At 71.5% G+C, this 22,766-nt stretch carries 22 protein-coding genes; 8 read left to right on the top strand and 14 right to left on the bottom strand.

Features of this window, described 5'->3' with window-relative positions; genetic code table 11:
- Positions 1–280: 280 nt before the first annotated feature.
- Together AC5P1B_RS14500 and AC5P1B_RS14495 are read right to left on the bottom strand one after the other, a co-directional pair.
- Positions 281–919: a DUF6758 family protein gene (locus tag AC5P1B_RS14500; RefSeq protein WP_493887466.1), complete on the bottom strand. Its 639-nt coding sequence runs from the start codon at positions 917–919 to the stop codon at positions 281–283.
- Positions 920–1,281: 362 nt separating this feature from the next.
- Positions 1,282–1,869, bottom strand: coding sequence for a suppressor of fused domain protein (locus AC5P1B_RS14495; RefSeq protein ID WP_493887464.1), 588 nt, complete (start codon positions 1,867–1,869; stop codon positions 1,282–1,284).
- A gap of 505 nt (positions 1,870–2,374) precedes the next feature.
- Here AC5P1B_RS14495 and AC5P1B_RS14490 point away from each other — a divergent pair.
- A complete protein-coding gene (locus AC5P1B_RS14490; RefSeq protein WP_493887463.1) occupies positions 2,375–3,502 on the top strand; it encodes a magnesium and cobalt transport protein CorA in 1,128 nt (375 codons plus the stop codon).
- 140 nt (positions 3,503–3,642) lie between these two features.
- Here AC5P1B_RS14490 and AC5P1B_RS14485 read toward each other — a convergent pair whose 3' ends face one another.
- Positions 3,643–4,581, bottom strand: a complete 939-nt coding sequence (locus AC5P1B_RS14485; RefSeq protein ID WP_493887462.1) for a DMT family transporter — start codon at positions 4,579–4,581, stop codon at positions 3,643–3,645.
- A 92-nt stretch (positions 4,582–4,673) separates the two neighbouring features.
- Between AC5P1B_RS14485 and AC5P1B_RS14480 the strand changes: the two genes are divergently transcribed.
- Entirely contained in the window at positions 4,674–5,300 is a 627-nt protein-coding gene (locus AC5P1B_RS14480) for a hypothetical protein (protein ID WP_493887460.1), read from the top strand.
- A 105-nt stretch (positions 5,301–5,405) separates the two neighbouring features.
- Here the strand turns inward: AC5P1B_RS14480 and AC5P1B_RS14475 are convergent, their stop codons facing one another.
- Complete coding sequence (locus AC5P1B_RS14475) at positions 5,406–6,176, bottom strand: hypothetical protein (RefSeq protein WP_493887651.1); 771 nt, start codon at positions 6,174–6,176, stop codon at positions 5,406–5,408.
- Positions 6,177–6,612: 436 nt separating this feature from the next.
- Between AC5P1B_RS14475 and AC5P1B_RS14470 the strand changes: the two genes are divergently transcribed.
- Genes AC5P1B_RS14470 through AC5P1B_RS14460 form a run of 3 tightly spaced genes read left to right on the top strand, consistent with a single transcriptional unit; the run spans position 6,613 to position 9,640 of the window.
- Positions 6,613–7,935, top strand: coding sequence for a magnesium transporter MgtE N-terminal domain-containing protein (locus AC5P1B_RS14470; RefSeq protein WP_493887458.1), 1,323 nt, complete (start codon positions 6,613–6,615; stop codon positions 7,933–7,935).
- The gene (locus AC5P1B_RS14465; protein WP_493887457.1) at positions 7,925–8,431 is read left to right on the top strand and encodes a DUF1003 domain-containing protein; all 507 of its coding nucleotides are present in this window, start codon (positions 7,925–7,927) and stop codon (positions 8,429–8,431) included. The genes AC5P1B_RS14470 and AC5P1B_RS14465 overlap by 11 nt, the downstream gene beginning before the upstream one ends.
- 42 nt (positions 8,432–8,473) lie before the next feature.
- Positions 8,474–9,640, top strand: a complete 1,167-nt coding sequence (locus AC5P1B_RS14460; protein ID WP_493887455.1) for an Mrp/NBP35 family ATP-binding protein — start codon at positions 8,474–8,476, stop codon at positions 9,638–9,640.
- Between the two features lie 391 nt (positions 9,641–10,031).
- On the opposite strand, the gene AC5P1B_RS14455 is transcribed toward AC5P1B_RS14460, so the two are convergent.
- From AC5P1B_RS14455 to sigE, 5 genes are all read right to left on the bottom strand, one after another.
- Positions 10,032–10,730, bottom strand: a complete 699-nt coding sequence (locus AC5P1B_RS14455) for a hypothetical protein (RefSeq protein WP_493887453.1) — start codon at positions 10,728–10,730, stop codon at positions 10,032–10,034.
- A gap of 105 nt (positions 10,731–10,835) precedes the next feature.
- Positions 10,836–11,285 carry a sec-independent translocase gene (locus AC5P1B_RS14450; RefSeq protein WP_493887452.1) on the bottom strand — a complete coding sequence of 150 codons (450 nt, stop codon included), beginning with the start codon at positions 11,283–11,285 and terminating at the stop codon, positions 10,836–10,838.
- 283 nt (positions 11,286–11,568) lie between these two features.
- A complete protein-coding gene (locus tag AC5P1B_RS14445; RefSeq protein ID WP_493887451.1) occupies positions 11,569–13,605 on the bottom strand; it encodes a S1C family serine protease in 2,037 nt (678 codons plus the stop codon).
- Between the two features lie 292 nt (positions 13,606–13,897).
- On the bottom strand, positions 13,898–14,827 hold the full coding sequence (locus tag AC5P1B_RS14440; RefSeq protein ID WP_493887450.1) for an anti-sigma factor family protein: 930 nt from the start codon (positions 14,825–14,827) through the stop codon (positions 13,898–13,900).
- Positions 14,824–15,600 carry an RNA polymerase sigma factor SigE gene (sigE, locus tag AC5P1B_RS14435; RefSeq protein ID WP_493887650.1) on the bottom strand — a complete coding sequence of 259 codons (777 nt, stop codon included), beginning with the start codon at positions 15,598–15,600 and terminating at the stop codon, positions 14,824–14,826. The genes AC5P1B_RS14440 and sigE overlap by 4 nt, the downstream gene beginning before the upstream one ends.
- 131 nt (positions 15,601–15,731) lie before the next feature.
- Between sigE and AC5P1B_RS14430 the strand changes: the two genes are divergently transcribed.
- The gene (locus AC5P1B_RS14430) at positions 15,732–16,406 is read left to right on the top strand and encodes an O-methyltransferase (protein ID WP_493887449.1); all 675 of its coding nucleotides are present in this window, start codon (positions 15,732–15,734) and stop codon (positions 16,404–16,406) included.
- A 270-nt stretch (positions 16,407–16,676) separates the two neighbouring features.
- Here AC5P1B_RS14430 and AC5P1B_RS14425 read toward each other — a convergent pair whose 3' ends face one another.
- A complete protein-coding gene (locus AC5P1B_RS14425) occupies positions 16,677–16,844 on the bottom strand; it encodes a DUF3117 domain-containing protein (RefSeq protein ID WP_003966491.1) in 168 nt (55 codons plus the stop codon).
- Between the two features lie 348 nt (positions 16,845–17,192).
- Here AC5P1B_RS14425 and chcB point away from each other — a divergent pair, with 348 nt between their 5' ends.
- A complete protein-coding gene (gene chcB / locus AC5P1B_RS14420; RefSeq protein ID WP_493887448.1) occupies positions 17,193–17,993 on the top strand; it encodes a 2-cyclohexenylcarbonyl CoA isomerase in 801 nt (266 codons plus the stop codon).
- A gap of 269 nt (positions 17,994–18,262) precedes the next feature.
- On the opposite strand, the gene AC5P1B_RS14415 is transcribed toward chcB, so the two are convergent.
- Positions 18,263–18,871: a DNA-3-methyladenine glycosylase I gene (locus tag AC5P1B_RS14415; RefSeq protein ID WP_493887447.1), complete on the bottom strand. Its 609-nt coding sequence runs from the start codon at positions 18,869–18,871 to the stop codon at positions 18,263–18,265.
- A complete protein-coding gene (locus tag AC5P1B_RS14410; RefSeq protein WP_493887446.1) occupies positions 18,871–19,587 on the bottom strand; it encodes a DivIVA domain-containing protein in 717 nt (238 codons plus the stop codon). The genes AC5P1B_RS14415 and AC5P1B_RS14410 overlap by 1 nt, the downstream gene beginning before the upstream one ends.
- 123 nt (positions 19,588–19,710) lie before the next feature.
- Here AC5P1B_RS14410 and folP point away from each other — a divergent pair, with 123 nt between their 5' ends.
- Positions 19,711–20,571, top strand: a complete 861-nt coding sequence (gene folP, locus AC5P1B_RS14405; RefSeq protein ID WP_493887445.1) for a dihydropteroate synthase — start codon at positions 19,711–19,713, stop codon at positions 20,569–20,571.
- Positions 20,572–20,783: 212 nt separating this feature from the next.
- Here the strand turns inward: folP and AC5P1B_RS14400 are convergent, their stop codons facing one another.
- Both AC5P1B_RS14400 and dapE read right to left on the bottom strand, forming a co-directional pair.
- The gene (locus AC5P1B_RS14400; RefSeq protein ID WP_493887444.1) at positions 20,784–21,551 is read right to left on the bottom strand and encodes an LOG family protein; all 768 of its coding nucleotides are present in this window, start codon (positions 21,549–21,551) and stop codon (positions 20,784–20,786) included.
- Between the two features lie 132 nt (positions 21,552–21,683).
- The gene (gene dapE, locus AC5P1B_RS14395; RefSeq protein ID WP_493887443.1) at positions 21,684–22,751 is read right to left on the bottom strand and encodes a succinyl-diaminopimelate desuccinylase; all 1,068 of its coding nucleotides are present in this window, start codon (positions 22,749–22,751) and stop codon (positions 21,684–21,686) included.
- Between the last annotated feature and the right edge of the window lie 15 nt (positions 22,752–22,766).

Here is a 22,766-nt window from a genome sequence, read left to right as displayed (position 1 = left end):
GGGCCCGGGCGGCCACCCCATGACGCACGGTCCGGCAGCCCGACGGCCGGGCGCTCCCGTCCCGGGCGGCACGACGCGCGAGGTCAGCGCCCCACGGCACCCCGGAACGGCGCATGGACCGGCGACCCGCCCCGCGCACGAGCCCGCGCGGGAGTACGTACGCAAGCCCGCGCACGGGTAGGGCTCGGGCTTCGGCCGACAGAGCCGACAGAGCCGACAGAGGTGTACGTCACTCGCTCGCATGAAGGAGGCGCTCAGCTCGTACGCACACAGCGCCCGGTTATGACAGGACGCGCGGCGACAGTGCCCCGCACGGCAGCAGGTCCACCTCGGCCCCGGCGTCGCGCAGGTCGGTCAGGACGAACTCGTCGTAGAGCAGCAGTCCGGACTCCGCGGGCCAGACGACCGCCCACAGCCACAGCCCGCGCGCCTCACCGGCGAAGACCGCCCGGTCACCGGGCGCGCTGCTCACGTGCCACAGCGGGGTGGGCCGACCGGCGGCGAGCACCTTGGCGTGCGGCGGCTTGTCCACGCACATCGCCGGGCCGGGGTCAGGGCCGTCGATTCCCGCGTAGCGGGCACCGAGCCCGACTCCCAGTTCCTCGGCGATGAGCAGCATCTCGCCGGGCCCGCCGAGCGGTCCGGGGCCCGAGCAGGCCACGGCGGTGGCGCGGCCGCCGCTGCGGTCATCGCCCGCGCAGGCGACTCCGGTGAACAGCCAGCCGACGGGCAGCGGCCATGGCATCCATACGGGCACCCTGGCCCGGTTGACGACCACCGCGAGCGCTTCGACGCTTGGCGGGACGACCGGCTGGAGGGGATGCACGGTGCCGTGCACTCCGCACTGCCAGGAGTCGGAAAAGAGACCGGGCGCCCGCACCCGGCCACCACACTTCGGGCAACTGGGTTCGCCCCTCATAAAGCCCAACGGTCCTCCCCGGTCGCCGCCGCGTCAAGGACGATCACCCCTCCGGCGTGTGCCTGTGGCACGACCGCGAGAACCGCATCGCTCACCCGTTCGAGTGACGTGGCGCCGATACCGCCCGTGGGAGGACCGGCGGGCTCGTGCGGCATCGCGGCGCCCGAGAGCGCGAGTTCGCCGACGCCGCCGGGAGACCGCACAACTACCGGCCTTTTCCCGCCACTTCGACGCGGAGTCCGCGGAGGACACCGGTGAAGGCCGACCGGGGAGGACACCCGCGGAGGAACGGCGTGGATTCCGTCACATCCCGCGCCTGAAGCCCGGCGCCAGGCAGCGCGCGGGCGCGGGCGGCCCGGCCGTCAGTCGTCCAGCGTGACGGAGCGCCGCAGCGGGTCGCGTAGATCTGTGCCGTGCGACAGCCAGCGCTCCTCCAGCGCCGACGCGCCGTGCACGCGCTTCCACGCCGCCTCGTTCGCCGTCATCGGCAGCAGCGGCAGGAACCGCACCGGCTCCCTCGGCTCACCCAGTTCAAGATCCTCGACAAGGCCGCCGGACTCGGCGACCAGCACCGAGCTGAAGGGCGCACCGGGCCACAGCGGCTCGCCGACGTCCAGCGAGCTGCCTGGCGCCACGACCAGGCCCTCGACCTGCGGCGAAGCGGCGAGCACGGCCAGCGGACGGAGCACCTTGTCGGTGTCGGCGAGCCCAGCGCGGACGGAGAGCACCAGCTCGGCGCGCGGTCCGGTCTCGGGATCGGCGACGACCGCCGTGGGGTCGGACATGGGCCGCGCGGACATCCCGAAGGTGGCGTAACGGACGATGTCGCCGTCCAGAAAGCGCAGCACGTCAATGCGGTCCGTGCCGAGGAAGGTCACTCCGGCGCGCGCCTCCGGCTCGCCCAGCGTCATCCGCAACCGGGCTTCTACCAGCTCAAGAACATCGTCCATGCCGCGAGCATAGAACCCGTATCGAAGACGCAAAGCGGCAATGCGGCGCCAGCCATGACTGATAGCCTTGGCGCCTAATCAGGGACTTACGTCGTCCCCTACGGGGGACCGGCCGGAGGAGGTGGGGCTGCGGTGAACGATCCGAGTCGACCGTGCAGTACCGACTGTTCTCCCGTCCTCCCGCTCGGGGCACACTCCTTCTCGCGTTGATCTTCAGCTCGATCTAACGCTTTCCGTACCCGGCCGCTTCGCGGTGAAACCACATGACGGGCCGGAAAGTTGAGAAGCCTCTCGCGTCCGAGCCAGCCACACGGAAGAGCATCTTTCATCTCGCTTTGTTCCGTTTTCCCGTGCTTCGCGGCTCCGCGAAGCACTGTCAGCGCCACCGCACGGAGCGCCATCCGCTTTGCGGACGTACGGCTCGACGACGCACCGTACGCCCACCTTCCGGATCGCGCTGCGCCCCGCGCCCGGCCGCTGACAACCGGCCCGCTGAGGAGTCCGTATGTCGATGATCCGCGACCTGCGCGCAGCCGTTCGCCCCGCCCTGCGCCGGGGGCACCCCGCGAGCAACTACGACGCCACCCGTGACCCGTCGGTCACCAGCGCCGTCGTCGACTGCGCGGTCTACCAGGAAGGGAAGCGCGTCAGCGACCACGTCAGCCCGACCGAGGCGATGGCGAAGGTCCGCTCCGGAGGTGGCTTCGCGTGGATCGGTCTGCACGAGCCGACGGAGCGTGAGTTCTCCGGTATCGCCCGGGAGTTCGGGCTGCATCCCCTGGCCGTGGAGGACGCGATCCACGCCCACCAGCGGCCCAAGCTGGAACGGTACGACGACACCCTCTTCACCGTCTTCAAGACCATCCACTACGTCGAGCACGCGGAGCTGACGGCGACCAGCGAGATCGTGGAGACCGGCGAGGTCATGTGCTTCACCGGCCGGGACTTCATCGTCACCGTCCGGCACGGCGGCCAGGGCTCGCTGCGCGCCCTGCGGCACCGCCTCCAGGACGACCCCGAGCTGCTCGCCAAAGGTCCGTCCGCCGTGCTGCACGCCATCGCCGACCAGGTCGTCGACGGCTACATCGCGGTGGCCGACGCCGTCCAGGACGACATCGACGAGGTGGAGATCGATGTCTTCTCCGCGACGAACGGTGCCACCAAGGGCGGCGAACGCGCCTCCTCACGCGGCGGCGACGCCGGGCGGATCTACCAGCTCAAGCGCGAGGTGCTGGAGTTCAAGCGGGCCGTCTCCCCGTTGCTGCGGCCGATGCAGCTGCTCAGCGAGCGGCCCATGCGGCTGGTCGACCCGGACATCCAGAAGTACTTCCGGGACGTCGCTGACCACCTGGCCCGGGTCAACGAGCAGGTGCTGTCCTTCGACGACCTGCTGAACTCGATCCTCCAGGCGAATCTGGCACAGGCGACCGTCGCGCAGAACGAGGACATGCGGAAGATCACCGCGTGGGCGGCCATCATCGCCGTCCCCACGATGATCTGCGGGGTGTACGGCATGAACTTCGACACCATGCCGGAGCTGCGCTGGAAGTACGGCTATCCGGCGGTGCTGACGGTCATCCTCGGCATCTGTTTCACCATCCACCGGGGCTTCAAGCGCAACGGCTGGCTGTAGGCACGGCGGCCGACCGGTCGGGTCGGGTCGGGTCGGCGCTCGCTGGCCGACCCGACCCGACCCGACCGCGTCATCCGGTCTTGGTCATCCGGTCTTGGTCATCCGGTCTTGGTCATCCGGTCTTGGTCATCCGGTCTTGGTCATCCGGTCTTCCTGCGGTCGCCCATGATCACGAGCACGAGTCCGACGAGGATCACGCCGAGCGCCGGGTAGGCCACGGTGGGCGGCGTCTGCCCCAGCCAGAGGGCCGCGATCAGTGCGGCGCCCGGCGTCTCCAGCAGGATGCCGGTCGAGGTGACGGACGGGCCGAGGCCCTTGACGACCCGGTTGATGAGCGAGTGCCCGAGAAGCTGCGCGGTCACTGTCAGCAGGGCCAGCTTCAGCCAGGTCTCACCGCTGTAGCCGCCGAGCGACACCCCGGCGACGAGGCAGGTCGCGAGGAGGGCCACGGCGGCCGTGGCGTAGCAGACATAGCTGTACGCGATGGTGCTCACCGTCCGCCGGACCTCGGCGCCCAGCAGCACGTACCCGGCGGCCGCCATGCCACCGGCCAGCGCGAGGCCGTCGCCCGCGAGCGCGCGGGCGGAGAGCGACATGTCGACGCCGGTCAGGATCACCACGCCGAGGAAGGACACGCCGGTGCCCGCCCACACCAGACCCGGCGAGCGGCGGCCGAGCAGCCGCAGCAGGATCGTCGTCCAGATCGGGGTCGTGGTGACGAGTGCCGTGGAGGAGGCGACGGACGTCATGTGCAGGCTGGGCAGCCACAGTGCGAAGTGCAGGGCGAGCAGCGCCCCGGCCGCGGCCGACAGCCCCACCTCCCGGCCGCTCATCGCGCGCAGCTCAGGGCGGTGCCGGAGCAGCGCGAGCGGTGTGAGCGCGCCGACCGCCATGGCGTTGCGCCAGAACGCGATCGCCAGCGCCGGGGCGGCGGTCGCCGCGATCAGCGGCGCTGAGAGCGAGACACCGGCGACAGCGACCCCGAGAAGGACGAGGTCGAGGGGCACGTGACTGGCCCGCGCCACGTCGTCAGGAACGGTCGCGGGGCGGGCCTTGGGAGCGGAGGTTCGGGCTGGCACGCCCTTAGCGTAAGGGGCACAACGGAGTAACAGAACTGTCGTCTTGCCACCTGGGACACCGCCCTCTTTCGCGCCCCCCATAAGCTGGTCCCATGACGCAGACCGTGGATCAGGCACTCACGGACCGAGCCCTCATCGAAGAGGCCACCAAGAAGTCCGGCCTCATCTGGGTCGTGGGCTCCGCCGGTGCCGCGCACGACGCACCGCAGACCGCGCCGCGCGCGCTGTGGCATGTCTGGCACGAGGGCGCGGCGACTCTCGTCGGTACGGACGCGCCGCAGCCCCCTGACAACGCCGAGGGGGCGCGCAGAGCCGGGAGCGTGGAGCAGCCGCTGGACGGGCTCGGCCTGGTCGACGGCGGCGCCGCCACCGTGACGGTACGCAGCAAGGACAAGGGCGGTCGCCTCGTCGGCTGGACCGCCCGGGTGGCCGAGCTGGCGCCGCACAGCGAGGCGTGGACGGCCGCCGTCGCCGAACTCAAGCCCAAGCGGCTGAACGCGCCGGACTCCGACCAGCTCCTCGCGCGCTGGGCGCGCGAGTGCCGGGTGCTGCGGCTGGAACCGGCCGAGGCACCCCTCGCGGCGCAGCCCGCCGACTCGCTCGCGGCGCCGCCGCTGCCGACACCGGCGACGACCCGCCAGCCGATGCCGGAGGGGCTGCCCAGGCTGCTCGGCCGGGGCGGCCGGAAGGCACGCGAAGAGCGCAAGAAGAAGAAGTAGTTTTCCCGGCGGCCCGGCGGCCCGGCGGCCCGGCGCCTGCCCCGCCCCCGCCGCGCAGCCGCGGGGGCGGCTTGGCCCCCCGAGCCCAGGGGGGGGCGGTGTCCGTCAGCCGCTCTCCGGCATCTCGCGGCCGTAGTCGACCATGGCGTCCTTGTCGGGGGCGCGCAGCGGGAAGTCCTGGTTCCAGTCGGCGAGCCGGATGACCCCGGCGCCTCCGGCGCGCTTGAGCCGCAGCGGGTACGGCGTGCCCTTGAGGGAGACGTCCAGAGTGCCGCCGTTGCCTTCGTCGCCGCTGATCCTGATCGTGGGGACGCCGCCCACGGCGCCCCGGTCACCACTGGCGATCTCGCCGTGCAGCCCGAGCAGCCCGTCGAGCAGCAGCGCCTTGTCGGTGAAGCCGCTGAGCTGCTTGTACGAGGGATCACCGGCGGGGACCTTCACGTACTTGTCGTCGAGCTTGTCCGCGGCGGCGTCGTCAGCGCTGTCCGACTCGCCGCCCGTGGCGGCGCCCGAGGGGGCGCCGCTCTTCTTGTGGGACCAGAAGTCGGCGTCGGCCTTGAGGTAGAGGTCCTTGTCGACGCGCAGCAGCTGGAAGGTGCTGCCCTTGGTGGAGACCTGGCCTGTGCCGCCGCCGTCCTTGAGCCGCATGTCGAGCTTGTACGTGCGGCCCTTGCTGACGACGTTGCCGGTCAGCCGGACCGCGTGGGAGCTCTGCGCGGCCTTGCGTGCCTTGGCCTCGATCTTGTCGGCCGGGAGCTTGCCGACCCCGTTGGTGCCCGCGTCGGGGTCCGCCTTCTTGTCCTCGCCGCCACACCCGGCGAGCGACACGATGGCCACCCCCGCGCACATGGCCGCAACGAAAGCCGTGATCCGCATGCGCACGTCCGCTCTGCCTCCTGATGCCGGTGCAGTAGGGCAGCGTACCGGTGCCGTCTCGCGCCGTCGGCAGCGCGCCGTAGGGGTGAGCACCCGGCGGCAGAGTGAAGTGCGGCACGCTAGCCTGAAACAGATATTCCGTTACATAACGGATATCAGACCGGATCACCGGGCACATCAGCAGCGGACATCACCGATATCTCTGCTGTTGCTGCTCTATTCGCCGCCCTCGTCGTCCCCACCAGCCACTGCCGCCCCAGCTGAATCTTCCGCCTCCCCGCTATCCGCCGACTCCGCCGGCCCTGCCGGTCCCGCTGTTCTTCGTTCTGTCCCTGAGTCCTCTCCCTGAGTTCTCCCTGAGTTCGCTCCGGGTTCTCTCCGAGTCCTCTCCGTGAGTCCTCTCCGTGAGCTCTCTCCGCGAAAGGAGGCACGCGACATGGGTGCGGCCGCCCCTCGCGTCTTCGTCTCTCATCTGGCGGGCATCGCCGTGTTCGACCCCAACGGCGACCCCGTGGGGAGGGTGCGCGACCTGGTCGCGATGCTGCGGCTGAGCGGCAGACCGCCCCGCATCCTCGGTCTCGTCGTCGAAGTGATCAGCCGTCGCCGGATCTTTCTGCCCATGACCCGGGTGACCGGCGTCGAGTCAGGACAGGTCATCACCACCGGCGTGGTCAACATGCGGCGCTTCGAGCAGCGCCCCACGGAGACGCTGGTGCTCGGCGAACTGCTCGACCGGCGAGTGGCACTGGTCGAGACCGGCGAGGCGGTGACCGTCCTGGACGTGGCGATGGCCCAGCTGCCCGCGCGCCGCGACTGGGAGATCGACAAGGTCTTCGTACGGCGCGGCAAGGGACCGGCCCTGCGCGCCCGCTGGCCCCGTGGCGGCGGGCGGCGCTCCGGTGAAGCCCTGACGGTGGAGTGGTCGGCCGTCACCGGCTTCTCGCTGGAGGAGCACGGGCAGGGCGCCGAGAGCCTGCTGGCCACCTTCGAACAGCTGCGCCCGGCGGACCTGGCCAACGCCCTGCACCATCTGTCCGCCAAGCGCCGCGCCGAGGTGGCGGCCGCCCTGGACGACGACCGGTTGGCCGACGTGCTGGAGGAGCTGCCCGACGACGACCAGGTGGAGATCATCGGCAAGCTGAAGGACGAACGCGCCGCCGACGTACTGGAGGCGATGGACCCGGATGACGCGGCCGACCTGCTCTCCGAACTGCCGGAGGAGGACAAGGAGCGGCTGCTCGCACTGATGCGGCCGCGGGACGCTGCGGACATGCGGCGGCTGCTGGCGTACGAGGAGCGCACGGCGGGCGGTCTGATGACCACGGAGCCCATCGTGCTGCTGCCGGACGCGACGGTCGCCGACGCCCTCGCCCTCGTACGCAACCGGGAGCTGTCGCCCGCGCTGGCCGCGCAGGTCTATGTGTGCCGGGCCCCGGACGAGACGCCGACCGGCAAGTATCTGGGCACCGTGCACTTCCAGCGGCTGCTGCGGGACCCGCCCTTCACCCTCGTCAGCTCGCTCGTGGACACCGATCTGCGGCCGCTGCCACCGGACACCGCGCTCCCCCAGGTGACCGGCTACCTCGCCACGTACAACATGGTCGCCGCGCCCGTCGTGGACGCGAGCGGTTCCCTGCTCGGCGCCGTCACCGTCGACGACGTACTTGACCACCTGCTTCCCGACGACTGGCGCGAGCGTGACCTGCAAGGCGCTGTCGACGTCCCGCACCTTCCGGAGGTCGCCGACGATGGCCGGTGAACGCGTCCGTCTCGACCAGCCGCGCGAGCCCCGGCGCACCCTGCTGCCCAGCTGGGACCCGGAGGCGTTCGGGCGGGTATCCGAACGCACGGCGCGCTTCCTCGGCACGGGGCGCTTCATCATGTGGATGTCGGTCGTCATCGTGCTGTGGGTGGTGTGGAACAGCACCGCCCCCGATGACCTGCGCTTCGACAGCTACCCGTTCATCTTCCTGACCCTGATGCTGTCGCTCCAGGCGTCGTACGCCGCCCCGCTGATCCTCCTCGCGCAGAACCGGCAGGACGACCGGGACCGCGTCAACCTCGAACAGGACCGCAAGCAGAACGAGCGCAGCATCGCCGACACCGAGTACCTGACGCGCGAGATCGCGGCGCTGCGCCTCGGGCTCGGCGAGGTGGCGACCCGCGACTGGATTCGCTCCGAGTTCGAGGATTTGATCAGGGAGCTGGAACAGCGCGACGTATTCCCGGCCGAGAGTGAGGAACGCGACCGCTGAAGGGCTTTCCGCCGCACCGTGCCCGCGCCGTACCATCGGGACATGGCTACCGACAAGACCGGCACCCCCGGCGCGCCTCCCGCTGAAGAAGCGGTACACGAGGCGCTCGCGACGGTGAACGACCCGGAGATCCACCGACCGATCACCGAACTCGGCATGGTCAAATCGGTGGATATCACCCCGGACGGTGCGGTGGCGGTCGCGGTCTACCTGACGGTCTCCGGCTGCCCGATGCGGGAGACCATCACGACGAACGTACGCGACGCTGTCGCCGGGGTTCCCGGAGTGACCAGCGTCAGCGTCGAGCTCGACGTGATGAGCGATGAGCAGCGGCGCGAGCTGGCGTCCTCCCTGCGCGGCGGGCAGGCCGAGCGTGAGGTGCCGTTCGCCCAGCCTGGCTCGCTGACCAGGGTGTACGCGGTGGCGTCCGGCAAGGGCGGCGTCGGCAAGTCCTCGGTGACGGTCAACCTCGCGGCGGCGATGGCCGCTGACGGTCTGAAGGTCGGCGTCGTCGACGCGGACATCTACGGCCACTCCGTGCCGCGCATGCTGGGCACCGAAGGCCGTCCCACCCAGGTCGAGAACATGATCATGCCGCCGTCGGCGCACGGCGTGAAGGTCATCTCGATCGGCATGTTCACGCCGGGCAACGCCCCGGTGGTGTGGCGCGGGCCGATGCTGCACCGCGCGCTCCAGCAGTTCCTCGCCGACGTCTACTGGGGAGACCTCGACGTCCTGCTGCTCGACCTGCCGCCGGGCACCGGTGACATCGCCATCTCGGTCGCCCAGCTCGTGCCGAACGCGGAGATCCTCGTCGTGACGACGCCGCAGCAGGCCGCCGCCGAGGTCGCCGAGCGGGCCGGTTCCATCGCCGTGCAGACCCACCAGAAGATCGTCGGCGTGGTCGAGAACATGTCCGGGCTGCCCTGCCCGCACTGCGACGAGATGGTGGACGTGTTCGGCTCGGGCGGCGGCCAGAGCGTCGCCGACGGCCTGACCAGGACGACCGGCGCGACCGTGCCGGTGCTCGGCAGCATCCCCATCGACGTACGGCTCCGGGAGGGCGGCGACGACGGCAATCCCGTCGTCCTGACCGACCCCGACTCCCCCGCGGGCAGCGCGCTGCGCTCCATCGCGGGCAAGCTCGGCGGCCGCCAGCGCGGCCTGTCCGGCATGTCGCTGGGCATCACGCCGCGCAACAAGTTCTAAGCGCGCGTCTCGTCGCCACGGTCGGCCGATCGCATCCACTGCGGTCGGCCGCTTCCGTTACGGCCGGCCGCATCCGTCGCGCGTAGGGCCCGTCCGTCGCGGCCGGACGCGTCCCGTCGCGGTGGGACCCGTCCGTCGTGGCTCGCCGGGCGGCGGAGGCTCTCGCCGGTGGTGAGGTGCCGCTGCCGGTGGACGCCGCGTCGGCAGGAGGCGCACCCGGAGAAGGTCAGGCGCACCCGCGGGTACGGGGCCCGACACTCGCGCCCCAGGGCCGCACCGCGCGCCTCCCGGGCGCGCGTGCACCGGCGCCGCCGCCCGCGCGCGCAGTGGCACGGCGCCCCGTCGGCGCGCTCCGTGGCGCGGTCCCCGCCGCCGCTACTCGTACGAACCGCTACTCGTACGAGGTGATGTCCTTGACGACCGAGAAGCCCAGGCCGTACGCGCTCATGCCACGCCCGTACGCGCCCACGTGGACGCCCTCGCGGGCGGAACCCGCCACCACCCAGCCGTACTCCGACTCGCGGTAGTGGAAGTTCGTCGGCTCCCCATCGACCGGAAGGGTCAGCTGCGACCACGCCGGGCCGTCGAGATCGTCGGCCAGCTCCCACGCGATGGCGGTCTGCTGATCCAGCCAGTCCTGCCGCAGCCCGCGCTCCATCTGGGACGGCCACGTGCAGGACAGCAGGCCCGAGCCCGCCAGCCAGGCCGCTGACGACACCGAGGTCGCCTCCAGCATGCCGGTGCCGTCCGCGCTGCGCCGTACGGGGCGGCTGGCCACCGTCACGACCACAGCGAACCGCTGCTTGGCCCGGCTCTCCATGGTGGTCTCCACCCTCAGCGAGGGCTCCTCACCGTGCCCGGTCGAACCGTGCTCCACGGTGCCATCGGCGGCCGCGCCCACCTGCATCAGCCAGCGCGGGCCGGTGTACGCCTCATCGAGGCCGTACCAGGGAAACGTGGCCAGCAGATACTCGTCGACCTTCCTCCGCACATCGGCTGGCATTCCCTGCGGGACCGACGCGGCCTGTTCGGCGGGCGCGCCTGGCGCGACCGCCGCCCCTGGCACGTCAGCTCGACTCGTCGTCTCCATCTGCGCGGAGCCTCCTTGTTGCCCTGCGTCGCGGCGGCCCGCCCCCCTCAGGCGACCTCACCTCGGACACAGGGAGGATAGCCATACAGGTCGACTTTCATGGGGTCAGGTGGCATCCGAGTCGAAGGGGGGCCGCTCTTCCGCCAGCGGCTTTTCACGCTTGCGCAGCAGATCGGGGGTGTCGGAGGGGCCGCTGGCCGCATGTGCCGAGTCTGCCCCGGAACCGCTGTCCCCGCCGTGCGCGGCGTCGGTGACCTCGGCCATCTCCTTCGAGAAGTCGAAGCCGTTCCGGATCTCCTTCAGCCCCAGCTCGTCCTTGTCGAGCAGGTGCTTGCGCGCGAACGTCTTGGGATTGAGGTCCTCGAACTCGAAGTCCTTGAACTCCGGTCCCAACTCTGTCCGGATGTCCTCCTTCGCACTGTCCGAGAACTCACGCACCTTGCGGATGAACTGCGAGACATCCTGGATCACCTTGGGGAGCTTGTCCGGGCCGAAGACGAGCACCGCAAGGATGATGAGAGCGACCAGCTCTAGGGGTCCTATATCGAAGAACACCTTGCAGCTCCTTGATGCGTCCGTGGCCGACAGTCCAGCCCACCCAACACGGTACCTGCCTCCCGGGGCGGCCCGGGAGACGGCCGGGCAACCATCGACCACAAGACGCCCCTCGTGACGGTACGTCGCACTCGGGGTCCAGCGCCCGGCGTCGAGCCGGTGTCCGGCGGATCACGCGTGCCCTGTCAGGGGCGCGGGGAACCGCGCGACCAGCCACAACGCACCCGCGGTCCGCGACACGGACAGCGGCGCCCCCTCCCCGACATGATCAGCCGGACACGGCCTATCGCTCGGCGTCTCCCGCCTCACCGAGCGTGAGCTCGACAGGCCGCTCCTTGCCTCCGCGCTCCACGGTGAGCTTCAGCCGGTCGCCGGGCCGGTGACTGCGGATCTTCACGATCAGCTCCTGACCGCTGTGGACCCGTACCCCGTCCACCTCCGTGATCACATCGCGGGGGCGGATTCCGGCCTTGTCCCCGGGCCCGTCCTTGGAGACGGCCGGGCCGTCCGCGCCGGTCGTGGCGACGCGGGCGCCATCGCCCCTGTACTGCATGTCCAGCGTGACGCCGATCACCGGGTGGGTCGCCTTGCCGGTGTTGATCAGCTCCTCAGCGACCCGCTTGCCCTGGTTGATCGGGATCGCGAAGCCGAGGCCGATGCTGCCGCCCTGCCCGCCACCGAGGCCGCCGCCGTTGTCAGCGGCACGGATCACGCTGTTGATGCCGATGACCCGGGCCTTGGCGTCGACCAGCGGACCGCCGGAGTTGCCGGGGTTGATCGGGGCGTCGGTCTGCAGGGCGTCGACGTAGCTGACGTCGCTGCCGTCCGCCTTCTCGCCGCCCGCGGTGATCGGGCGCTCCTTCGCGCTGATGATCCCGGAGGTGACCGTGCCCGCCAGGTCGTACGGCGCGCCGATGGCGACTACGGGGTCGCCGACCCGCACCGAGTCGGAGTTGCCGAGCGCGAGCGGCTTCAGCCCGGTGACCCCGTCGACCCGGATCACGGCGAGGTCGTAGCCGCTGTCCCGGCCGATGATCTTGGCGGACACGTTCTCCCCGCCGTTGAACGTCACCGATATGGCCGAGTCGCCGCCGCTCGTGTCCGCGGGCTCCACCACGTGGTTGTTGGTGAGGATGTGGCCGCGCTTGTCCAGCACGAAGCCGGTGCCTGTGCCCTGCTCACCCGCGCCCTTGACGTGGATGGTCACCACGCTCGGCAAGGCGCTCGCGGCGATCCCAGCGATGCTGTCCGGGTCCCTGGCCTGCTGGGTCTCGGCAGGCGCCTGCGGCAGACGCACCTGCTCGGTCTTGCCACCGTCCCGCTCCAGGTACGCGCCGATGCCACCGCCGATACCACCCGCGATCAACGCGAGCAGCAACGCGGCGAGCACCAGGCGGCTGCGCCTGCGCGGTGGCCGCGCCGCGACGGGCACGGCGGCGGTCGGCGCCCGCCACGGGTCGTAGTGCTGCCACTGCCGCGGAGCATGCGAGGCGCTCTGCGCGTGCGTGTGCTGCGGGACCGGGTGATGGGCCTGGGTCGGCGCATCCTGCGACGGATGGGGCTGCTGGGGCTGCTGAGGGTGCTGCGAGTGGTGGGCCTGCGGGCCGTGCGGCGGCTGGCCCTGGGGGGGCGGCAGCGAGGTTCCGTGCGCGGGCGTCATCCCCGGCTGCGGCTGCCCCCCGTAGGGCGGCGCGGGCGGCATCCGCGTGCCATGCGCCGGGGTCACGGGCGGCATCTGCGTACCGTGCGCCGGAGTGACGGACGGCATCTGCGTGCCGTGCGCCGGGGTCGGTACGGGCCGCTGTACGGGGGGCGCCGGGGCCCACGGCCCTGGCTCACCGTAGGGCGGTGTGCTGTACGGGTCGGGCGCGTGCCGGGGCACGGGGCGGTCCCCCCTGGGGGCGGCCTCCTGCGCGGACGGGGCGGCGTCAGTCTGCGCGGCGTAAGTCTGTGCGGCATCGGTCCGTGCCGCGTCGGCCTGCGCGGCGTCAGCGGCTACGGCATCAGCCGGTACGGCGTCGGCGGACTCGGCTCCGGCCGGTCCGGGGACCGGCGCCGCGCCGTCGCCCGCTGCGGCATCGGCTGCCCGCGCGGGCTCAGCCGCTGCGGACCCCGTTCCTGGCTGCTCAGTCCCTACCTGCTCGGTCCCTGCCGGCTCGGACTGCGTCTGCCCGGCGTCCGTGGGGGGCTTCGGTTCGTCCGGCAGCGGCGATGTGCTCGTCGTCGCGGACTCGTCCCTCGGCCGTGCCTCGCTTCCGGAGCCCACGCGCGGACGGCTCCACCACTTCGGCTTCGGCCCCGGGGCCTTCCCCTCGTCCATGCTCTCCCCACAGTTCGCCCGCTGTCCGGCCACGGGCCGCGCCACCTGTTCCAACCAGTCGTCAGGGCCCTGTCCGGCCGGCCCCGCGGCCCGCCCCGGGCACCCGCCGGGCCGGACGACGCTACACCGACAACAGACCCTGAGGGCCGCACATCACCGCTCGCGGTGGGTGTGGCCCTCCAGCGATTCAACCAGGTCTCCGCAGGCCCGCGCAGTGGTCCGGCAGACCGACGGCGCCCGGGCCGCTGCCAGGCCGCTTCGCCGCGCCCCGCGGCCCGGCCCCGGCCAGAGCTCAGCGGGCCCCGGAAACGCCCAGGTCAGGCGCGGCGCTGGCGCCGACGAACGGAGTCGAACGCGTCGCCGAGTGAGAGGGCACCTCCATCTGCGTGGGAGCCGGGGCCCCCGGCCCCGCACCCACCTGCTGGCCCAGCCGCTGCTGCCGGGTCAGCGACAGTACAGGCTGTATCAGCGGAGGCAGCGCGCTTCCCATGGCGCGCGCCGACGACCCGTACGGCCCGAGATGCGCGCCGGGGTGAGTGGTCGCGCTCGGCGAGGGACCGCCGGTCGTACCGCTCTGGAGGCCCAGCGGCGTTCTTCGCTCACTCCTGGCCGAGAACAGCCCCATCGTCTGGCGGGCGTTCTCCTGAAGATCCGACGAAACGCTTCGGCCCTCCAGCCAGAGAGGGTTGGTCGCCGCTCCCGCGTCCTCGGCCCGGCTGCCCGGCGAGTCAACGGCCGCGTCCAGCGGCAGGGCGCCGCCGAGCGCGAAGGCGGCCGCGGACACCGCGCCCGCCGCGACGAAGGCGAAGCGCCGGCTGCGCGGAAGCGCACGCTCCACCTCGTCGATGCGGAAGCCGCGTTCACGCGGAGCTACGGCCGTGGCCGGAAGGAACGCGAACGATTCCTCGCGTATCGCGAAGATGTCCCGTCCGGCGGATGAGCCGCCGAACGGGCCTTGCTGGTCATCGTCGGCCGGAATGGCTCCACCGGGCAGGTTCTGCAGCCGCGCGAGGAAGCCCTCGGACGGGGGCGGTGGGGCGACTTCGGCGAACATGCTCTTCAGCCGACGCTGCTCGTCCGCCTCCGTCTTGCACCGCGGACAGGTCGCCAGGTGCGCGAGCACACGCTCGCGCGCATCGTGCCCCAATTCGCCATCGACCAGGGCCGCGAGGCGGTCGCCGAGGTGCTGCTCGGCGGGGGACTGACCGCCTGAACGGGTCACGCGATTCCTACCTCCCCGCTGAGCCCCGGCGCGGCCGGGGACACCGAAGCGACCGTGCGCTGCTCAGCGCGGGCCGACGGGGAACGGTGCTGGAGCGCCTTACGCAGATGGGACCGGCCACGGTGGATACGGCTGCGCACCGTGCCCAGCTTGACCCCGAGCGTCGCGGCGATCTCCTCGTAGGACAGACCCTCGATGTCACAGAGCACGACGGCCGCGCGGAACTCCGGCGCGAGAGTGTCGAGCGCCTGCTGCACATCGGCGTCGAAATGCGTGTCGTTGAAGTGCTGCTGGGGCGACGGCTCGCGGCTGGGGAGCCGCTCGGCCGCGTCATCGCCGAGCGCGTCGAAGCGGATGCGCTGTCGGCGACGGACCATGTCGAGGAAGAGGTTGGTCGTGATGCGGTGCAACCAGCCCTCGAACGTGCCCGGTGTATACGTCGACAAAGAGCGGAAAACCCGGACGAATACCTCTTGAGTCAGGTCCTCAGCGTCGTGTTGATTGCCGGTGAGGCGGTAGGCGAGGCGATAGACACGCGCGCTGTGAGTGCTGACGATCTCCTCCCAGGTGGGAGGGGTCCACGCCTGCGAGTCCGCATCGGTGGCGAAAGTCGCGGTAGTTGCGGATTCAGTGGTGCGGGATCGGTCAGCGGTGTTGGTCACGGATTTCGGCTCGGCCGCCGACCTGCGAAAGCGCTTCAGCACTCCCCGGTCACCGGTCGCAGCCGCACCTCCCCTGTCGGCTCTGGTGGTGTCCAGTAGAGCCCCTACCATATCCACCCCGCCCGTTAGCTCCGGATAAGTATTTTTGACCTGCATTTGGACCTGATCGTTCAGTGTCCTACGCCCCCTTTCAACGTCCGGTCCCATCTGCGGGTTCCCGAGCGCAGCGGATACAGTCACGGTTGCGTCAACTACGGGGACAGGAGAGGGCCATTACCGGCAACCGGCAGACGAGCTGGGCGTTCGCCGAGGCGTACGGCGTCGAGCACATCGACGACACAGCGCTGCGCTGGGCCCGGGAGCGGTCCCGGGAGGCAGGGCTGCGCTCGGTGTCCTCCGGCACGGGCGCCGCGCTTCGCCTGCTCGCCGCGACCGCGGACGCCAAGGCCGTCGCCGAGATCGGTACCGGCACCGGGGTCTCCGGCATCCATCTCCTGCACGGGATGCGGCCCGACGGCGTACTGACGACGGTGGACCTGGAGCCGGAGCGGCAGCAGTTCGCCCGGCAGGCGTTCCGGGCCGCGGGTTTCGCGGGGAACCGGGCGCGGTTCATCCCCGGGCGCGCTCTCGATGTCCTCCCCCGGCTCGCCGACGGCGGTTACGACCTCGTCTTCTGCGACGCCGACCGCGCCGAATGCCTCGACTACCTCGCGGAATCGTTGCGCCTGCTCCGCCCCGGCGGGCTGGTCTGCTTCGAAGGGGTCTTCGCCGACGGCAGGACCGTGGAGTCAGCGGCGCAGCCGCCGGAGGTCCTGCGGCTGCGCGAGCTGCTGCGCGCCGTCCGGGAATCCACTGTCCTGCAGCCGTCCCTGCTGCCGGTGGGCGACGGCCTGCTCTGCGCGGTCAAGCGCGGATAGCGCGATCGTGCCGATCCGCGCGGGTCACGCCGGTCATGCGGGACATGCGGGTCACGCGTCACGCGGGTCACACCGGCCAGCGGGCGCCGTACGGGGCCGCTGGGCGCGAGGGGTATCGCCCAAGGGCGACAAGCCCGCAGCGGTGGACGAGCCGGCGGGGAAGGGTCACGAAAAGCGGCGGCCGGAGAAATACGCCGGAGACACCACTGCCCCGGTGCCTGATTCACATCAGTCACCGGGGCAGTAAGCATGATCATTTGGCCCGCGCTCTTAGCCGACGACCTTCTTCAGAGCGTCGCCCAGCGCGTCGGCCTCGTCCGGTGTCAGCTCGACGACGAGTCGTCCGCCGCCTTCGAGCGGAACGCGCATGACGATGCCCCGCCCCTCCTTGGTCACCTCGAGCGGGCCATCGCCCGTCCGCGGCTTCATGGCCGCCATGCTCGTTCCCCTTCCTGAAACCAGCTCATCGCAGCCGACAACCTAGGTGTCACCGGCATCGAACATATTGCTTCCCCGCCATTATCCCGCATGCCATGACCCGATGACCAACGGCCGAGTGCTTCACCTTGGTAACCCACTCCCACAAAACCACTCAATTCGGCAATCCCGCCGCGATACTGCACGACTTCCCCGCCCGAATGGACGGCCGTTTCTTTGACGCAGGTCACATGACGGGCCTCCGTGATCTCCGGCATGCTGATCGCTGACCGCGACACCGCAGAACCGCGCCCTCCCCCTGCCCGCAGCGGGGAGGCCCCGCACGGACCCGTACGGAGGGGACCCGCCATGGCTGACACCGTGCTCTACGAGGTGGCCGAAGGACTCGCGACGATCACCCTGCATCGTCCCGACGCCATGAACGCGCTCAACACGGAACTCAAGGTGGCACTGCGCGACACCCTGCGGCAGGCCGCCGACGATCCCGCCGTGCGAGCCGTGCTGCTGATCGGCAGCGGTCGCGCGTTCTGTGTCGGCCAGGACCTCAAGGAGCACATCGAGCTGCTCCACGACGACTCGGTGCGTGCCTCCGGCGCCATCATGAACACCGTCAAGGACCACTACAACCCCATCGTCACCGCGATCGCCGAGATGCCGAAGCCGGTCGTCGCCGGGGTCAACGGCGTCGCCGCGGGCGCCGGGGCGGGCTTCGCCTTCGCCGCCGACTACCGCGTCGTCGCCGACACCGCCTCCTTCAACACCTCGTTCGCCGGGGTCGCGCTGAGCGCCGACTCGGGCGTCTCCTGGACGCTCCCCCGGCTCATCGGGCATGGCAGGGCAGCCGAGTTGATGCTGTTCCCGCGCAACGTCAGCGCCGAGGAGGCCGCGGCTCTGGGCATCGCCAACAAGGTGGTGCCCGCCGCCGACCTCGCCGCTGAGGCGACGGCCGTCGCGCGGCGGCTGGCGAAGGGCCCGACGGTCGCGTACGCGGCGATCAAGGAATCCCTCGCCTACGCCGCTGGGCACGGGCTGGTCGACTCGCTCGCCAAGGAGGACGAGCTCCAGGCGCGGGCAGGCGCGTCCGACGATCACCGGATCGCCGTGGACGCCTTCGTGAAGAAGGAGAAGCCCACGTTCCTCGGGCGCTGAGGGAACGCGCTACCGCCCCGGCGTTGACGGCGCGCATGCCGGGGCGCGGGCTTTCCTCGCCGCCGGTCCGGAGACACATACGCCGGACCGGCGGCGCGCGGCACCTCGCCCCCTGGCCGGCGGAGCATCCAGCAGGGCCGGACTCAGGACCGAGCTCCACAGTCCTCGGCGCCAAGCCGCAGTCCCGGCCGTGGCCTCCCTTCCCGGCTCGCCCGGCTCGCGGCAGAACCCGCGCCGCGGGCCTGAGGGCCGTCTGGCAGCCGGTCGCGCTAGCGGACCCGCGCCACCAGCGGCCTGCTGTGGCAGTCCGCCAGATGATCGTTGACGAGGCCGCACGCCTGCATCAGCGCGTACGCCGTGGTCGGTCCGACGAAACGGAAGCCGCGCTTCTTCAGGTCGCGCGCGAGCGCCGTCGACTCCGGGGTGATCGCCGGGACATCGGCGAACGTCCGGGGGACCGGGCGGCCCTCGGCGTCGGGCGCGTACGACCAGATCAGCTCGTCCAGCTCGCCCTCGGCCAGCTCAGCGGCGACCTTGGCGTTGTTGATCGTCGCGGCTATCTTGGCGCGGTTGCGGATGATGCCCGGGTCGGCGAGCAGCCGTGCCTCGTCCTCCTCGGTGAACTCGGCGACCGCCTTGACGCGGAACCCGGCGAAGGCCGCACGGAACCCCTCGCGGCGCCGCAGGATCGTCAGCCACGACAGCCCGGACTGGAACGCCTCCAGGCACATCCGCTCGTAGAGGGCGTCATCACCGTGCACCTGACGGCCCCATTCCTCGTCGTGGTACGCCCGGTAGTCCGCCATCGACTCGGCTTGCAGGCCCCAGGGGCACCGCAGCAGGCCGTCGGGGCCCGCGACCGCGCCGGCGTCGCTCATCAGTGCTCACCTTCCCGCTCAGCGTTCCCGGCGCCACCGGCCGGGGACTCGCCCAGGCCCGCACCGGGCCGGTCCTCCGGCCCCGCACCCCGGTCATCGGCCGGATCGGCCGAACGTTCCTCGCGACCCTCCCCCGGCACGGCGCCGGGAGAAGGAGCGCCCTCTCCGGCCGACCCGCCCCCGACCACACCGTTCGGAGCCTCGCCCTCACGGGGCGCGTCCGCGAGGTGCGGAGGCACCTCGTCACGCTCGGCACCGGGCGCACCGGGTTCAGTGGCCGCACCGGGCGGCCCCCAGACCGCGTGCGCGCCATGCGCCGCGTACGCACCGCCCAGCTCGGGCTCGCCCCCGCCGCGCGCCTCGCGGGTGACCGGCCCCGCACCCGGTTCCTTCGTCAGACCGGGTCCGGCGAACGCCGTCGCCCGCGCGCCCGCGAGGGCGTCCTCAAGCTCGGCGATCCGCGCGTCGCGCTCGGCGAGCTCCACGCCGAGCCGCCCGAGGGCGTCATCGACCTCCCCCATCCGGTAGCCGCGCAGGGCCAGCGGCAGCCGCAGCGACTCGACATCCGCGCGGTACACCGGGCGGTCGGCGGGCAGCGGGTCCACGAGCCGGTCCGGCTGCGCCTCCGGCAGCGCGCCGCTGTCGCCGCCGCCGATCACGACAAGCGTGACCGCCCCGACGACCGCGACGAGCGCGATGAGCAAGAACCAGAACACGACGATCTCCCCGAGGTGCGTCCGCCATTCAACTGCCCCGATCGTGCCATGCCGCGCTGACAGCGGGACCGCGTGGCGCAGCGGTTAAGGTCGCTCACGGACCATGGGAGAGGAAGTTACGGAATGTTGCGGCTTGGACGGCGCGAGTTCGGCACGCGCGAGCCGGTGATCATGGCGATCGTGAACCGGACGCCGGACTCCTTCTACGACCGGGGCGCGACGTTCCAGGACGAGCCCGCTCTGGCCCGCGTCGACCAGGCGGTGTCAGAGGGGGCTGCCATCATCGACGTCGGTGGGGTCAAGGCAGGCCCCGGCGACGCGGTGGACGCCGCCGAGGAGGCCAGGCGGACCGTCGGTTTCGTGGCCGAGGTGCGCAGGCGCCACCCCGATGTGGTGATCAGCGTCGACACCTGGCGGCATGAGGTCGGCGAGGCGGTCTGCGAGGCGGGCGCGGACGTGCTCAACGACGCGTGGGGCGGGGTGGACCCAAAGCTGGCTGAGGTCGCGGCGCGCTATGACGTCGGCCTGGTGTGCACGCACGCGGGCGGCGCCGAGCCCAGGACGCGGCCGCACCGGATGACGTACGACGATGTGATGGCCGACATCCTGCGCGTCACGCTGGGACTCGCGGAGCGTGCCGCGGAGCTGGGCGTCCGCGAGGACGCCATCATGATCGACCCCGGGCATGACTTCGGGAAGAACACCCGGCACTCGCTGGAGGCGACCCGGCGGCTCACGGAGATGACGGACACCGGCTGGCCCGTGCTCGTCTCGCTGTCCAACAAGGACTTCGTCGGCGAGACGCTCGACAAGCCGGTGAAGGAACGGGTGCTGGGCACCCTGGCGACGACGGCGGTCTCGGCCTGGCTGGGCGCGCGGGTCTACCGCGTCCACGAGGTGGCGGAGACCAAGCAGGTGCTGGACATGGTGGCCTCGATCGCGGGCCACCGGCCCCCGGCGGTCGCCCGCCGGGGGCTCGCGTAACGACAGCGGGAGGCCGAACACCGCCGGACAGGCACGTACGGACTGGCGCGTACGGACTGGCGCGTACGGACTGGCGCGTACGGAAAGCCGCGTACGACTGGCGCGTACGGACCGGCGCATACCGACTGGCGCATACCGGCTGGCGCGTACGGGCAAGCCCCGCCCAGACGCCCGCCGGTCCTCACCCGGGCACCACTGGCCCCCGCTCTCCTTCAGACCCCGGTCTCCTTGCTCACCAGGGCGATCGCCTCGTCCACGTCGTCGGAGATGTGGAACAGGTCCAGATCCCTCGGGGACGCCTTGCCCTGCGCGATGAGGGTGTCGCGCATCCAGTCCACCAGGCCCTGCCAGTAGCTGGAGCCGAACAGGACGATCGGGAAGCGGGTCACCTTGCGGGTCTGGACGAGGGTCAGCGCCTCGAACAGCTCGTCCAGAGTGCCCAGGCCGCCGGGAAGGACGACGAAGCCCTGCGCGTACTTCACGAACATCGTCTTGCGGACGAAGAAGTAGCGGAAGTTCACCCCGATATCGACGTACTTGTTCAGGCCCTGCTCAAACGGCAGCTCGATGCCGAGACCGACCGAGACCCCGCCGCCCTCGCACGCCCCGCGGTTCGCGGCCTCCATGGCACCCGGACCGCCGCCGGTGATCACCGCGAAGCCCGCTTCGACGAGCGCCCGGCCGATGCGTACGCCCGCCTCGTACTCCGGCGTGCCAGGAGGTGTGCGCGCCGACCCGAACACGCTGACCGCGGGGCCCAGCTCGGCGAGGGCGCCGAAGCCCTCGACGAACTCCGACTGGATGCGCAGCACCCGGAACGGGTCCTCGTGCACCCAGCCGGTGGCTCCTCGCGTGTCCAGCAGGTGCTGGTCCGTCGTGCCTGGCTGCATCTGCCCGCGGCGCCGCACGACTGGCCCCAGCCGCTGCTCCCGCTCGGCGCTCTCGTCCTGCGGCGTGCGCCCCTTCTCGGCATTGGCCATATGTGCTCCCTTCGCATGGGTCCTTCCCGGCCCCCGGCTGGGAAGGATCTCTGCGCTTCAGCGTATGCCTCTTGGTTCGCCGACCAGCGTGGTTCGGATGAGTGCGCGGCGTCAGGCGTGCCGGGGGATGTCTCAGGACAGCCAGGCGCGCAGCCGCTCCTCGGCGTCGAGGACGGCGGCGACGGCCACGTGCTCCTCGCGGGTGTGCGCCAGCTTGGGGTCGCCGGGTCCGTAGTTGACGGCGGGGACGCCGAGCACGGAGAAGCGGGCGACGTCGGTCCACGCGTTCTTGGGGGCGACCTCGGCGCCGATGGCCTCGACGAACGCGACGGCCGCCGGGCGGGAAAGGCCGGGCAGCGCGCCCGGCGCGCTGTCGGTGCGGACGACCTCGAAGCCGTCGAAGACCTCGACGACGTGCGCGAGCGCTTCCTCCTCCGACCGGTCCGGGGCGAAGCGGAAGTTGACGGTGACGGCGCAGGCGTCGGGGATGACGTTCCCAGCGTGGCCGCCGTCGATCCGTACGGCGTTCAGCCCCTCGCGGTAGACCAGCCCGTCGATGTCGACGTGCCGCGGTTCGTACGCGGCCAGCCGGGCGAGGACAGGCGCGGCCTTGTGGATCGCGTTCTCACCGAGCCAGCTGCGGGCGGAGTGCGCGCGCTTGCCGGTGGTCTCCACCCGTACCCGCAGGGTGCCCTGGCAGCCCCCTTCGACCTTGGCGTCGGTCGGTTCGAGCAGCACGGCGAAGTCGGCGGCCAGCCACTCGGGGTGCTTCTCGCCCAGCCGCTTCAGGCCGTTGAGGTGGGCCGCGACCTCCTCGTTGTCGTAGAAGACGAAGGTGAGGTCGCGGTTGGGGGCGGGCATGGTGGCGGCGATCCGCAGCTGCACGGCGACCCCGGACTTCATGTCGGCGGTGCCGCAGCCCCACAGCAGTCCGTCGCCGTCCAGGCGGGAGGGCACGTTGTCGGCGATCGGCACCGTGTCGATGTGCCCGGCGAGCACCACGCGCTCCGCCCGTCCGAGGTCGGTACGCGCCACGATCGCGTCTCCGTCGCGCTCGACGCTCAGGTGCGGCAGCGCGCGCAGGGCGTACTCCACGGCGTCGGCGAGGGCCTTCTCGTCGCCGCTCTCGGAGGGAAAGTCGACAAGTCGGGCGGTCAGTTCGGCGGCGTCGACGGACAGGTCGAGTGCGGGGTGATCCATACCCGCGACCCTAGC

Source organism: Streptomyces sp. A01 (genome assembly GCF_059026195.1).
Note: the sequence above shows the minus strand (reverse complement) of the source record. Positions and strands in the feature narration are given on the sequence as shown.

Excerpts from the sequence above, each read along its gene's own strand:
- AC5P1B_RS14500 (WP_493887466.1), bottom strand. The coding sequence starts at position 919 with ATGAGGGGCGAACCCAGTTGCCCGAAGTGTGGTGGCCGGGTGCGGGCG.
- AC5P1B_RS14495 (WP_493887464.1), bottom strand. The coding sequence starts at position 1,869 with ATGGACGATGTTCTTGAGCTGGTAGAAGCCCGGTTGCGGATGACGCTG.
- AC5P1B_RS14490 (WP_493887463.1), top strand. The coding sequence starts at position 2,375 with ATGTCGATGATCCGCGACCTGCGCGCAGCCGTTCGCCCCGCCCTGCGC.
- AC5P1B_RS14480 (WP_493887460.1), top strand. The coding sequence starts at position 4,674 with ATGACGCAGACCGTGGATCAGGCACTCACGGACCGAGCCCTCATCGAA.
- AC5P1B_RS14475 (WP_493887651.1), bottom strand. The coding sequence starts at position 6,176 with ATGCGGATCACGGCTTTCGTTGCGGCCATGTGCGCGGGGGTGGCCATC.
- AC5P1B_RS14470 (WP_493887458.1), top strand. The coding sequence starts at position 6,613 with ATGGGTGCGGCCGCCCCTCGCGTCTTCGTCTCTCATCTGGCGGGCATC.
- AC5P1B_RS14465 (WP_493887457.1), top strand. The coding sequence starts at position 7,925 with ATGGCCGGTGAACGCGTCCGTCTCGACCAGCCGCGCGAGCCCCGGCGC.
- AC5P1B_RS14460 (WP_493887455.1), top strand. The coding sequence starts at position 8,474 with ATGGCTACCGACAAGACCGGCACCCCCGGCGCGCCTCCCGCTGAAGAA.
- AC5P1B_RS14455 (WP_493887453.1), bottom strand. The coding sequence starts at position 10,730 with ATGGAGACGACGAGTCGAGCTGACGTGCCAGGGGCGGCGGTCGCGCCA.
- AC5P1B_RS14445 (WP_493887451.1), bottom strand. The coding sequence starts at position 13,605 with ATGGACGAGGGGAAGGCCCCGGGGCCGAAGCCGAAGTGGTGGAGCCGT.
- sigE (WP_493887650.1), bottom strand. The coding sequence starts at position 15,600 with ATGGTAGGGGCTCTACTGGACACCACCAGAGCCGACAGGGGAGGTGCG.
- AC5P1B_RS14425 (WP_003966491.1), bottom strand. The coding sequence starts at position 16,844 with ATGGCGGCCATGAAGCCGCGGACGGGCGATGGCCCGCTCGAGGTGACC.
- chcB (WP_493887448.1), top strand. The coding sequence starts at position 17,193 with ATGGCTGACACCGTGCTCTACGAGGTGGCCGAAGGACTCGCGACGATC.
- AC5P1B_RS14415 (WP_493887447.1), bottom strand. The coding sequence starts at position 18,871 with ATGAGCGACGCCGGCGCGGTCGCGGGCCCCGACGGCCTGCTGCGGTGC.
- folP (WP_493887445.1), top strand. The coding sequence starts at position 19,711 with ATGTTGCGGCTTGGACGGCGCGAGTTCGGCACGCGCGAGCCGGTGATC.
- AC5P1B_RS14400 (WP_493887444.1), bottom strand. The coding sequence starts at position 21,551 with ATGGCCAATGCCGAGAAGGGGCGCACGCCGCAGGACGAGAGCGCCGAG.
- dapE (WP_493887443.1), bottom strand. The coding sequence starts at position 22,751 with ATGGATCACCCCGCACTCGACCTGTCCGTCGACGCCGCCGAACTGACC.